Source organism: Rhodococcus sp. IEGM 1341, assembly GCF_030056895.1.
Lineage (GTDB): Bacteria > Actinomycetota > Actinomycetes > Mycobacteriales > Mycobacteriaceae > Rhodococcoides.
Genome location: NZ_JASHKV010000007.1, coordinates 119,323 through 131,775, shown reverse-complemented (window position 1 = coordinate 131,775; position 12,453 = coordinate 119,323). Strand labels below are relative to the sequence as shown.

At 63.8% G+C, this 12,453-nt stretch carries 9 protein-coding genes and 1 pseudogene; 5 read left to right on the top strand and 5 right to left on the bottom strand.

All coding sequences use genetic code 11. The features are described 5' to 3' along the window. Positions 1-33: 33 nt before the first annotated feature. The 3 genes from QM615_RS16560 to aroQ form a co-directional block, all read right to left on the bottom strand. Positions 34-606, bottom strand: coding sequence for a vitamin K epoxide reductase family protein (locus QM615_RS16560; protein ID WP_283347680.1), 573 nt, complete (start codon positions 604-606; stop codon positions 34-36). 16 nt (positions 607-622) lie between these two features. Next, a complete protein-coding gene (locus QM615_RS16555; RefSeq protein WP_269595341.1) occupies positions 623-1,375 on the bottom strand; it encodes a DsbA family protein in 753 nt (250 codons plus the stop codon). Between the two features lie 63 nt (positions 1,376-1,438). After that, positions 1,439-1,873 (bottom strand): type II 3-dehydroquinate dehydratase, encoded by a 435-nt coding sequence (aroQ, locus tag QM615_RS16550; protein WP_082899543.1) that lies wholly within the window; start codon positions 1,871-1,873, stop codon positions 1,439-1,441. A 92-nt stretch (positions 1,874-1,965) separates the two neighbouring features. On the opposite strand from aroQ, the pseudogene QM615_RS16545 reads away from it, so the two are divergent. Both QM615_RS16545 and QM615_RS16540 read left to right on the top strand, forming a co-directional pair. Next, positions 1,966-3,254, top strand: a pseudogene (locus QM615_RS16545) (MFS transporter). A gap of 92 nt (positions 3,255-3,346) precedes the next feature. Beyond that, the gene (locus QM615_RS16540) at positions 3,347-5,041 is read left to right on the top strand and encodes an MDR family MFS transporter (protein ID WP_300524778.1); all 1,695 of its coding nucleotides are present in this window, start codon (positions 3,347-3,349) and stop codon (positions 5,039-5,041) included. 78 nt (positions 5,042-5,119) lie between these two features. Here QM615_RS16540 and QM615_RS16535 read toward each other — a convergent pair whose 3' ends face one another. After that, positions 5,120-5,800 (bottom strand): TetR/AcrR family transcriptional regulator C-terminal domain-containing protein, encoded by a 681-nt coding sequence (locus QM615_RS16535; protein WP_032393995.1) that lies wholly within the window; start codon positions 5,798-5,800, stop codon positions 5,120-5,122. A 390-nt stretch (positions 5,801-6,190) separates the two neighbouring features. Between QM615_RS16535 and QM615_RS16530 the strand changes: the two genes are divergently transcribed. From QM615_RS16530 to QM615_RS16520, 3 genes are all read left to right on the top strand, one after another. After that, positions 6,191-7,597: an ice-binding family protein gene (locus QM615_RS16530; RefSeq protein ID WP_283347678.1), complete on the top strand. Its 1,407-nt coding sequence runs from the start codon at positions 6,191-6,193 to the stop codon at positions 7,595-7,597. Between the two features lie 84 nt (positions 7,598-7,681). Next, entirely contained in the window at positions 7,682-8,278 is a 597-nt protein-coding gene (locus tag QM615_RS16525) for a class F sortase (RefSeq protein ID WP_283347677.1), read from the top strand. Positions 8,279-8,380: 102 nt separating this feature from the next. After that, positions 8,381-10,453 carry an ArnT family glycosyltransferase gene (locus QM615_RS16520; RefSeq protein WP_283347676.1) on the top strand — a complete coding sequence of 691 codons (2,073 nt, stop codon included), beginning with the start codon at positions 8,381-8,383 and terminating at the stop codon, positions 10,451-10,453. Positions 10,454-10,547: 94 nt separating this feature from the next. On the opposite strand, the gene QM615_RS16515 is transcribed toward QM615_RS16520, so the two are convergent. Beyond that, complete coding sequence (locus QM615_RS16515) at positions 10,548-12,413, bottom strand: HNH endonuclease signature motif containing protein (protein ID WP_269595335.1); 1,866 nt, start codon at positions 12,411-12,413, stop codon at positions 10,548-10,550. Positions 12,414-12,453 lie beyond the last annotated feature (40 nt).

The following is a 12,453-nucleotide window of genomic DNA, read 5'->3' as shown; positions in this document are numbered from 1 at the left end:
AAAAGGAAATGCAGGGTTGTCGGAGCAGTATTTTCAAACCAAAGTTGCCCAGTAGTCCGAGAACCGGATTCCGATGAGCGCGACGACGATTGCGTACCACACGGCGAGCAGCGTCCAGCGCCATTCCAGGAAGAGTCGGCCGACGGTACCGCCGCTGTTCGGGCCGGAGCCGACCAATCGGCTCAGAGCCAGCACGAACAACGGCATCGTCACCGCCCACACCACCATGCAGTAGGGGCACAGGGCGTTGATCAAGTACAGGCTCTCGAAGATCAGCCAGTGCACGAAGACCTCGCCGAGCAGCAGGCCTGCACTCAGTCCGAGCCAGAACCAGTGCGGTAGTTCGACGCGGCCGAGCCAGAGAACCCCGGCGACGAGGGCAATGGAGAAGGCGACGATGCCGAGGATGGGGTTCGGAAAACCGAACAGCGCAGCCTGTTTCGTCACCATCACCGAGCCGCACGAGAGCACCGGATTCAGGCTGCACGACGGGACGTACGACGCGTCCTCGAGCAGTTTGAATCGCTCGATCGTCAGCGTCATCGCGGCGAGTAGCCCGAGCGCGCTGAAGACGGTGAATACAACAGCGCCTGCGCGTGTCCTCATGGCGACCGGCTGCCGCTCAGTTACCGGCAGCGGCGGCGAGGATGTTCTCCGGCGTCGGGAAGGAGATGTCGGTGCCGTTGACGCGCACGTTCGGCGTTCCGTTGATGCCTTCGCCGAGGACCGACTGTGTCTGGGTGGTGACCCAATCGGTGTAGCTGCCGTCGGTGATACACGACGCGACGGCGGGGGAGTCGGCCCCTACAGAGGCGGCGATCGCGACGAGCTCGTCGTTCGTCAGTCCGGTTCCGCCCTCGGCCGGCTGCTGCTCGAACATGGTGGTGTGCCAGTTCATCCAGTTGTCGCGGTCGTTCTCGGCGACGCAGATGGCGGCGCTTGCCGCGCGGGTGGAGTACATGGTTCCGTTCGAGAACCGGTCGAGAATGGAGATGGGGCGGTAGTCGACGGCGACATTTCCCGCGTCGGCCAGCTGCTGCAACGTCGATCCGCTGATGGCCTCGAAGTTCTTGCACGCCGGGCACTGGAAGTCCTCGACGACGCTGACGACGGTGGTGGCATCGGGGTTGCCGAAGCGGATGGCACCGTCGTCCGTCACCGACGTGGGAGTGAGCTGGGTGCCGGTCGATTCGCCGGAGCCTGCGGCGGAAGATGCATCCCCCGACGTCGAATCCTTGTTGAGGATGAAGAGGGCAATCGCCGCCACGAGCGCGATCAGAACGACTGCGACGACGATCTGGATCAGAGTCCGACGATTCTTGTCGCCGTTCTGCATGGCCTTGATGTCTTTCGAGACGTTCTTGCTCGTGTTCACGGCGACCAGTTTATGCAGTACAACCTGAGTGTCAGATGAGAGCTGGGTTGAACGAGAGCTGTGTCAGATAAGTGCAGCCAGACGTTCGATGGCGAATCGGTATCCGTCGATCCCGAGTCCGGCGATGACGCCGCTGGCGATGGGGGAGACGAAGGAGTGGTGCCGGAACTCCTCACGGGCGTGCACGTTGGAGATGTGCACCTCGATGATCGGCACCTCGGGGATGACGAGGGCGTCGCGCAGCGCCACCGAGGTGTGCGTCAGTCCGCCCGGGTTGATGACGATGCCCGACGCCACCCCGCGGGCCTCGTGGATCCAGTCGATGAGCTGACCCTCGTGGTTGGACTGCTCTGCCTTGACGGTGAGCCCGTGCTCGGCGGCGGTCTTCTCGCACAGGGCGACGACATCGGCGAGGGTGGCGTGGCCGTACACCTCCGGCTGCCTGGTGCCGAGCATGTTCAGATTCGGCCCGTTGAGCACCAACAGCTGCTTGGCCACGACGTCGCTCCATTTCTTGCTTCGGGTACTACTGCCCGCTCCGAGTACTACCGGCTACGACTATTCCACAGCGTGGTTGACACAATCGTCCGGTGAGTACTGGCAAGGCAGTCTGGGTGGTGTGGGGCGTCGGCGTCTTCGCCTACATCGTCGGAGTGCTGCATCGAACGTCGTTCGGCGTCGCCGGGCTGAGTGCGGCGGATCGATTCTCGGTGTCGCCGTCGCTGCTGTCGTCGTTCGTGGTGCTGCAGGTGATCGTCTACGCGGGGATGCAGATCCCGGCCGGGGTGCTGTTGGATCGCATCGGTTCGCGCAAGATGATCGCCGCAGGCGCGCTGATCATGGCGTCGGCACAGATCACGCTGGCGTTGACGGAGTCGCTTCCGTCGCGGTGGTCGCCCGCGCGTTAGTCGGCGTGGGCGATGCTCTCACCTTCATCTCGGTGCTGCGGTTGGTGCCGGTGTGGTTCACGCCGCGGCGAGTGCCGATCGTCTCGCAGCTGACCGGTCTGCTCGGCCAGCTCGGCCAGGTGCTCTCGGCGGTCCCGTTCCTGATTCTGCTGAACGGCCCCGGTTGGACGTTCGCGTTCGGTAGCGCAGCGGCACTCGGTCTCCTTGCTCTCGTACTGGTTCTCGCGCTCGTCAGGGATCGCCCCGACGACGGAGCTGCCCCCGTGTTCGAACCGACGACGCTGAAACAGACCCTCGCCTCCATCGCCGAGGTGTGGCGACGCCCCGGCACCCGGCTCGGCTTCTTCTCGCACATGGGTACCCAGTTCTCCATCACGGTGTTCGCGTTGCTGTGGGGTGTTCCGTATCTGACGTCGGCACAGGGCCTGTCGGCGTCGACGGCCGGAGCGTTGCTGACGGTGTCGGTGGCATCGGCGGTGGCGTCGGGCATCGTGGTTGGTGTTCTCACCGGGCGTTATCCGATGCGACGGTCGTGGCTGGTGCTGGCGATCATGATCGGCAACGCGACCATGTGGGCGATCGTGTTGGCGTTGCCCGGGCCCGCTCCGCTGTGGTTACTGGTGTTGCTCGTGGTGGTGATCTCGGTGGGTGGCCCCGGTTCGGTGATCGGGTTCGACCTCGCGCGAACGTTCAATCCGAGCGCCAATCTGGGGACGGCGCAGGGGATGGTGAACATCGGTGGTTTCCTGGCGTCGCTGTTGGTGATCGCGGCGATCGGCTGGATTCTCGACGCGATGGGCGGCTACACCTTCGACGGATTCCGGGTGGCGCTGCTCGCGCAGTTCCCGGTGTGGATTGTCGCGATCATCGGTGTCCTGTCGACGCGTCGCAAGACTCGTAGGGTGCTCGCTGCCGAAGGCATTCACCCGCACACGATGCGTGAGGTGCGGGACCGGATTCGCCGCAAATAAACCTTTGCGCAGACGGCGTTCTGCGCGCATGCTGGTGTCCCGAATATCGTTGTAAGACACAAGTAAATGCTACGTAAAGGTGAATCCAAGAGATGGTTACCGAGCCAGAAGTGAAGCCCGCGACCGGCGAGTATTCGCATCGCGAGATCATGACGATTCTGTCGGGCCTGATGATGGGCATGTTCCTCGCCGCCCTCGACCAGACCATCGTCTCGACGTCCGTTCGGACCATCGCCGACGACCTCAACGGGTTCTCGGTTCTGGCCTGGGTGACGACGGCCTACCTCATCACCTCGACGGTCTCGACCCCGTTGTACGGCAAGCTGTCCGACCTGTACGGGCGCAAGCCGTTCTTCATGACGGCCATCTCCATCTTCGTCGTCGGGTCCATGCTGTGCGGGATCGCGACGTCGATGTACGAACTCGCTGCCTTCCGTGCCATTCAAGGTCTCGGTGCGGGCGGTCTGATGTCGATGGCGCTGGCCATCATCGGCGATATCGTCCCGCCGCGTGAACGGGCCAAGTATCAGGGGTACTTCCTGGCCGTGTTCGGTACCTCCAGCGTGCTCGGGCCGGTCATCGGTGGACTGCTCGCAGGGCAGTCGTCGATCCTCGGAATCACCGGCTGGCGTTGGATTTTCTACATCAACGTCCCGCTGGGGATCATCGCGCTCGTCGTCGTGTGGCGAGTGCTGAACCTGCCGGTCTACCGCCGCGAGGCGCGCGTCGACTGTTGGGGCGCAGTGCTTCTCAGCGTCGGCCTCGTGCCGCTGCTCATCATCGCCGAGCAGGGTCGCGTGTGGGGATGGAGCTCGCCGCGGGCCCTGCTGTGCTTCGGAATCGGCATCGTCGGCGTCATCGCGTTCGTGCTCGCCGAGATCAAGATGGGCGACGACGCCCTGATCCCCATGCGTTTCTTCCGAAACCCGTTGTTCTCGTTGTGTATTGCTGTCAGCGTCATCGCCGGCGCAGCCATGTTCGGTGGCATCTCGCTACTGCCGCAGTACCTGCAGGTGGTCAAGGGATCCTCGCCGACGCTGGCCGGTTACCAGACCCTGCCCCTCGTCGGTGCCTTGATGGTCGCGTCGATCGTCTCGGGTCGCATGATCTCGAAGACGGGGCGGTACAAAATCTTTCCGATCGTCGGTACTGCACTGATGGCCATCGCGATGTTCGTCTTCCACTACGTGCACGCCGATACCCCGCTGTGGCAGACGATGGTCGTGATGGGCGTGTTCGGCCTCGGTCTCGGGTCGATGATGCAGCCGTTGACCCTGGCCATCCAGAACGCGATGCCGCCCAAGGACATGGGTGTATCCACCTCTGCCGCAACGTTCTTCCGGCAGATCGGTGCGACGGTCGGCGTTGCCGTCTTCCTGTCGATGCTGTTCACCCAGCTCACCCCGAAGACGGGAGACGCGTTGATCGCCGCCAGTTCGACCCCGGCATTCCAGCAGGCAGTACAGAGCGCCGCCACCGGTTCCGATCCGCTCGAATCGGGTTTCGCTCGAGCCATCGCCTCGGGTGACGCCTCCGTCGCAGGCAGTGCACTGCAGGACAGCTCGTTCATTCAGAAGCTCGAACCGGCTCTGGCCGAGCCGTTCCGCATCGGGTTCTCCGACGCCATGGATTACGTGTTCCTGGCCGTGTCGATCCTGATGGTCCTCGGATTCGTACTGGTGCTCTTCCTGAAGGAGGTTCCGCTGCGCACGATGTCCGGCCTGGCCGCTGCGCAGCAGGAACGAGACGAAGAACGAGCGAACGAGGCAGGCACCGGACTGCTCTGATGGCGTGAAGTCCGATGCCGTGAATCCTGGGACCAGGTACGGCTCGGTCCGGTGCGGGCCCCGGGAGCGCCGATCCGCTCAGGTCGAAGGTGCGGTGATGCCTCGGAACAGCACGTCGAGACCCAACTCGAGTTCGAGGGCACCGTCGTACTCGGTGATCAGAGGTGGCAGCGTCGACAGCAGGGGAAATGTGTCGATGGGGAGTCGGCGCAGAGCGAGGCTGAGGCGGTCGCCGGTCTCGTCCGGGTTGGCGGTCGTTTCCTGGGTCTCGCTCAGTAGATGGCCGCGTAGGAAGGAGATCATCAGCCGATAGCTCGTCAGGGCCTCGGGCAGCGTGAATCCCGCGGTGGTCAGCAGAATCAGAATGTTCTCGAGTGAGGCCAGTGACCGGGGCGTGCCCAATCCCAGTGGAGTCGCCTGAGGGCAGGTGGTCAGCAGCACCGCCGCGTGCGGGTGTTGGAGGGCGAGCTCACGGTAGTGCCGCGCAAAAATTCTGAGCTGACGCTGCCAATCGGGGTCTGCGCCGTCGACGCAGACGAGTGTGCCCAGTACCGAATCTGCGATGGCGTCGAGCAACGCCTGTTTGGTGGGCAGGTATCGGTAGACGGTCATCGGATCGCGATCGATCGATGCCGCGAGGCTCCGGATCGTCAGGCTGTCGAGTCCGGTTCGATCGACGATGCTCAGGGCGGCGGACACCACGTACTCGCGGTCGATCTTGATATTGGAGTGTGGGCCCGGTCGGTTCGTCGTGGACATCGGTAGGCAACCTCTCGAAAGCAGTGAACCGACCGGTAAGTAGGGGGCAAACAAACTTGTTGTTCGACAACACTTTTCGCTTGACTCATTATCCTACACATGGTGTGCTGTAGCTCTACACCGTAGAGATACGGGGAAACTCTTATTTGCGGAGTGGGCACGAGCCTCCGCTGATCGCATAGTTGTGTCACCTTGCCGAACTCCGTCGGCCGGTGACGTCATCGAATACGGAACCGCGATACCTCCACGCACTCGGATCGGTCCGGGGCGGCCGTTGAGCGTCGCGACATCAACTGCTGCGCAATCGAACTCGTCGGGGGATCGATTGCGCGGTTCACGAAGTCCGGCAACAAGTCCGCTTCGCCCAACCAGCAGAACGGTATGCAATCCATGCCCGCTTCACAGCACACGTGCACGTCGACCCCCATCAGGCGCAGGGGCAGAACCCTCGTTCCGCTTGCCGGTTCGGTCGCTTTGGCCACCAGCGCACTCATGCTGATCAACGTCCCCGCAGCCGAGGCTCAACCCACCACCGTCGAACTCGGCACCGCGGAGAGTTATGCCGTCCTGGCCGGCTCCAAGATCACGAACACCGGCCCGTCGAGGATCGGCGGCAACGTCGGAGTGAGCCCCGGCGTCGGTGTCGAACCGTTCATCACGGGATTCCCACCGGGAGAGCTCACCAGTGGAGTTATCGACGACCGCAATTCGGTTGCAGCGCAGGCGAAAGCGGATCTGAGTACCGGATACGACGACGCGGCCGGTCGACCGGGAGCAACCTCGACCGGAGTCGAACTCGGCGGACAGACATTGTTGGCCGGGTTGTACGGTTCGGGCACGTTCGGCCTGACCGGAACCCTCACACTCGACGCGCAGGGCAACTCCAACGCCGTGTTCATCTTCCAGGCGGCATCGACGCTGATCACGGCATCCGACAGCAGTGTCTCGCTGATCAACGGGGCCAACCCGTGCAACGTGTTCTGGCAGATCGGCAGCTCCGCGACACTGGGCACCGACACCCAGTTCGTCGGCACCGTCATGGCGCTGGCGTCCATCACCGCGACCACCGGTGCCACCGTCGACGGACGCTTGCTCGCCCGGAACGGCGCGGTGACGTTGGACTCGAACCGCATCACCAGCCCGAACTGCGCAACCGTTCCGCCGACGACCACAACGCCCCCGATCACCACGACACCCCCGGTGACGACTACACCCCCGGTGACCACTACGCCTCCGGTCACGACAACGCCCCCGGTGACCACGACGCCTCCGGTCACCACGACCCCTCCCGGTGACGGCGGCGGAACGCCGGGTACCCCGGGTGACGGTGGCGGTACGCCGCCGATCGTCATCGAAGTGCCCCCGATCCCAGGCCTTCCGCCCGTCCCCGGCATCACGATCCCGGCGATCCCCGGTATCCCGAACGTGCCGAACGTGCCGAACCAGCCGAACGTGCCGAACCAGCCGAACGTGCCGAACCAGCCGAACCAGCCGAACGTGCCGAACGTGCCGAACGTGCCCAACCAGCCGAACGTGCCCAACACGCCTGATCAGCCGAACACCCCCAACACACCCGGTGTTCCGAATCAGCCGAACACGCCGAGCGGCCCGGATCAGCCGGGCACGTACAACCCGGGCGGGCAGATCACGCAGATCCCGAACGGTGGCGTCGACACCGGTGACGGCAGCACTGTGTCATCCTCTGACGCAACGCCGTTCGCTGCGATCTGGACATTGCTGGCCGTGCTCGCGGTCGGTGCAGTCTCTGCCTTGACTCTGACTCGTCGTCGGCACTGATCGGTGAACCCTACCGTCGAGGTATCAGTACCTCTCGCTGAATCCGCCCGCACCACGATCCGTCATCGGGTCGTGGTGCGGGCGGTGGCAGCGGCGTTCCTCATGCTGCTGTTCCTGGTTACCGGGTGTGCAACGCCGTCGGATACCGTTCCCTTGCAGACTGATTCGACGTCCTCGGTTTCTTCTGCTCCTGCAGCCGTCGCCCCGACAGACGAGGGTGTTTCCGAATCGTCGGTTGCCGGGTCACCGCCTGCGCGCCTCGAGATCGGTGCGATCGGTGTCGACTCCGATGTGATGGGTCTGGGTCTGCGTCCGGACGGCACGATGGAAGTTCCACCGGTCGGTTTCCCGGCCGGTTGGTACACCGGGTCGCCGGTTCCGGGGCAACTGGGACCGTCGATCGTTGCGGGGCATGTGGATTGGGACGGCAGCCCCGGCGTTTTCTACCGGCTCCGCGATCTCCGACAGGGTGACGATGTCACCGTCGTCAGCCAGGACGGAAACACTGTCCGGTTCGTCGTCAGCGCGGTGGAGCAGTATCCGAAGGATGCCTTCCCCACCGACAAGGTCTACGGAGACATCGATCACCCAGGCTTGCGTTTGATCACCTGTGGCGGCCAATTCGATTCGGACATATCGAGTTACGACGACAACATCGTCGTGTACGCAGATCGCGTCTGAACGAGCTCTTTCGCTCACAGCAAGTTCGCAGGCTGCTCCCAGCCGGGCCGACGGTCCATCGCACACTCTCGTAGTCGACAACTTCGACGAACAGGATGTGCGATGACTGCCCAACTCGACCGACCGGCCGCGATGCCTCCGTCGCACGCCCGCCAGCCGTCCTGGCAGAACACGTGGTGGTATCGCCGCCGGCACCTGCTCGGTCTGCTGATTCTGCTCGCGGCCACGGCAACGCTGTACCTGTGGAATTTGACGGCAAGTGGATACGCGAACACGTTCTACGCCGCCGCGGTGCAGGCCGGTACCAAGGACTGGACGGCGTGGTTCTTCGGATCCCTCGACTCCGAGAACTTCATCACCGTGGACAAGCCGCCGGCCTCGCTGTGGGTCATGGGTCTGTCGGCTCGACTGTTCGGGTTCTCGAGCTTCGGTCTGCTTCTGCCGCAGGCATTGATGGGTGTCGCCTCGGTCGCGACGGTGTATGCCGCGGTCAAGCGTGTCGCGAACCCCATGGCCGGTTTGCTCGCCGGCTTTACCCTGGCATCGGTGCCGGCGGCGGCATTGATGTTCAACTTCGACAATCCCGACGCGCTGCTGGTGCTTCTCATGACACTCGGCGGCTACTTCGTCGTGCGATCTCTGCAGACAGCGGCCGGAAGGCGGGCCGCGATGTGGCTCGCTTTTGCCGGCGTGGCGCTGGGGTTCGCGTTCCTCACGAAGATGCTGCAGGGGCTGCTGGTGTTGCCGGCGTTCGGTCTCACGTATCTCGTTGCAGGACAGGCTCAGTTGCGGGCCAGATTGCTGCATCTGGTCGGGGCCTCGGCCGCTCTCGTGGTCGCCGCCGGGTGGTTGGTGACGGTCCAGCTCTGGCCGGAAAGTGCCCGACCGTACATCGGTGGGTCCACCGACAACACCGTGATGGATCTGGTGCTCGGGTACAACGGGCTCGGCCGCATCTTCGGCAACAGCGGCGGAGGTGGCATGGAGGCTCCGGCCGGGATGAGCGCTGGGGCAGCCGGGTCCAGCTTCGGCGGCTCGACCGGTCTGGATCGGCTGTTCGGCAGTGAGATGGGCATCCAGATCTCCTGGCTGATCCCGACGGCCCTGGTGGCGCTGGTCTTCGGGCTGATCGCTCGTGGCCGAGCACCGCGAACCGACCTCCTGCGTGCGTCCCTGATTCTGTGGGGCGGGTGGTTCCTGGTGACGGCGTTGATCTTCAGCTACATGTCCGGAACCATCCACCCGTACTACACCGTCGCGCTCGCCCCGGCTTTGGCCGGGATGATCGGAACCGGTGGTTACGCACTGTGGCTCAGACGTGAATCGATCTGGGGCAGAGCCGGTATGGCATCGATGATGATCGCAGCCGGGGTCTGGAGTTGGGTACTGTTGCATCGCAACGCGGACTGGCTACCGGCATTGAAGTGGATCCTGTTGGTGGGAACCATCGTTGCGGCCGTGATGATCCTGGCGGCCGGGCGATACCGAAGGCTCACTGCGGCTGCGCTGATTCTCGGAGCCGTGGCAGGTCTGGGCGGCGGCGCGTCGTATGCCATCGCTACGACGACCAATGCGCACAGTGGTTCCGTCCCCACCGCAGGTCCGACCGGTGCAGTCAGCGACGGCGGTCCCGGCGGAATGCCAGGCGGTGGAATGCCGAGCGGTGGAATGCCCAGTGGCGGAATGCCGATCGATGCGATGCCAAGCGATGCTATGCCGAGCGGTGATGCGGGCCTGCCTGCTGATGCTGCCGATCTTCCGGCCGGTTTTGCCGGCGGCAACGTGGGCGGCGGGATGGCCATGGGCGGCATGGGCGGTGAGTCCAACGAGGAGTTGGCTGCGCTGCTCGAGTCGACGACCACGAAATGGTCTGCTGCAGTAAATGGTTCGATGTCGGCTGCGGGTTACGAGTTGGCGTCCGACACGGCGGTGATGGCCATCGGCGGGTGGAGCGGAGATCCTGCGCCGTCGCTCGACGAGTTCATCCAGTACGTGGCCGATCATGAAGTGACGTACTACGTCTCGGGCGGTATGGGCGGGGGCATGGCGCGCGGAGGTTTGGGCGGCGACTCTGAGAGTACGTCCTCACAGATCCAGGAATGGGTCGAGGCGAACTTCACCGCCACCACGGTCGGCAGCGCGACGGTGTACGACCTCAGCACCTACACAGGCTGACACCGACCGAACGGAGCGACAGCCAGAAGGCACAGCTGTTCCACCGCGGACACTTCGACTGCGGTGGAACTTCTGTGTACTGAACCGAGATTCATCAGAAAGGCGGAGGATCATCGTCCGATGCTGAGGTAGGTACCGGCGCGGGCAGCGGCTGGATGATCTCCAGGCTCGACGTATCCGACTGTATCGCTTGACCTTTGGGCCTGCGATAGACGGCGGGCAGGTGGCTCAGGTCTGCGAGTTGCGTGGTGCCGGGAACCGTAACCGCTGAAGTGCCGGCATTCGAGACCCAGAACTCGACGCCATCGGCGAGCATCACCGGAGTCCACAGACCCATGGTCTTGAGGCTGTGGTGGTAGCGGCACAGGCAGTGCAGGTTGGTGTCGATGGTCCAGCCTCCCGACGAGGGATCGCGATGGAAGTACGGGACGATGTGGTCGATTTCGCACTGTTCGGCCGGGACGTCGCAACCCGGATGTCGGCAGGTGCGATCGCGGTACCGAATACGTTCCGCCAGTGCGACAGTCGGGCGATAGATGAGGGTTCCGGGTGGTGGCAGCTCGAGACCGCCGTGACCGTCCGGGTACAGCGCGATCCCGAGAGCTGGATCCGATGCGATCGCTGCTTCGAGTTCGGCAACGAAAGTGTAAGTACCGCGATACGGAGTGGCGACACAGCTGTTCCGTGGTGGTTGTGCGGACTTCGGCGCCCGCGGGTGCCGAGGAGCAATACCGCCGACACGGCGACGACCACGCCCCAGCGGATGAAACACCAGATGTGAGGTGCTGCCCTTGGACCTGCTGTTACTCGATTTGCCTACCTTGGATCCTCTGGGCTTCTTCTGGCCATTTTTCGATCTGCTGTTGTTCGTGCTGCCGGTGCCGGTGCCGCTGTCGGCTCTGCTCTCGGCACCTTTGTCACCAGTGCCTGCGCCTGCGCCGGTATCGGTATCGGTATCGAGGTCGATGAGTGACTCCAGGTCTTCGCCGTAACCGAGATTCTCCGCCAGATCGCGGGCTTCGGTGAGCAGGATCTGCCAGTGTGCGTTGTCGGCGAGTTCACGGGCGTACTCGGCATCGATGGGACCGTGGCCGGCAAGGTGGGCAGGATTGGACAGCAGACCGGCGAGCGTGGCGAGGTCCACCGTGATCACCGTCAGCGGTGCCCGTCGATCAGGACGCACAGAATCGGCCGTACAAGGATTGTCGTCATCGGGTTCGCACTTGCAGACCACCGACGACTCCTGCTGCAGTAGAGCAACATACGCTGCTGCACGCTTCTGCCCCTTGTTCCGCGGATCTCGACGGCAGACGGTAGCGGCCATCTCGTTGATCAACTGCCAGGCAGCTGCGGCGTCGGCGGCGGTGAGGTCGGCCTTCAGCGTCGACAGCACGTCTTTGTCGGTGTACGTGACGTTCGTGTGCCGTTCCAAGTCCTTACGCAGAGCGGCGGCCTGCTCGGGCGCGATGCGATACATGATCGACCAGATTTCCGTCGCCAGGGGACCAGGTGACAGGCGTCGGGCAGCGTGCAGAACCTCGCCTTGGACGGCCGTCGCCGCGTCCTTCGTCAGGTTGTGGGTACAGCGGTATATTGCGCGGACGCGGGCAAGGTCGAGTTCGCCGGCCTCGAACGCGGCCGCGACGGTAGGAAGCCGTAGCCGAAGGTCCATTCCTACCTCGGCGTACGTGTTCGCAACAGTCTTCGAGCAACCGAGAACGCGTGCAACTTCGGATGCCGCATAGTTGCCCGCGTCCTGAATGACATCACCGACAAGCACGTTCTGATGGATGCACGAGTCCCAGATAGCTGCGGCCAGAGCGACCTTGCGAGCGCACGCCTGATTCTCCAGAATCGCAACGTCGCGAATTTCGCCCAGCACTGTGCTGTCGATATACGGCTTCGGTTGCGGCCCGAGATAGGCCGCGAACCGACTGCGCGTCGAACTGGATGTGATCACTGTGTAGTCGCCCCCCGGCACGTGTTCCGACTAGAAGTAG

Coding starts and splice junctions, on each gene's coding strand:
- QM615_RS16560 (WP_283347680.1), bottom strand. CDS start 606: ATGAGGACACGCGCAGGCGCTGTTGTATTCACCGTCTTCAGCGCGCTC.
- QM615_RS16520 (WP_283347676.1), top strand. CDS start 8,381: ATGACTGCCCAACTCGACCGACCGGCCGCGATGCCTCCGTCGCACGCC.
- QM615_RS16530 (WP_283347678.1), top strand. CDS start 6,191: ATGCCCGCTTCACAGCACACGTGCACGTCGACCCCCATCAGGCGCAGG.
- QM615_RS16535 (WP_032393995.1), bottom strand. CDS start 5,800: ATGTCCACGACGAACCGACCGGGCCCACACTCCAATATCAAGATCGAC.
- QM615_RS16540 (WP_300524778.1), top strand. CDS start 3,347: ATGGTTACCGAGCCAGAAGTGAAGCCCGCGACCGGCGAGTATTCGCAT.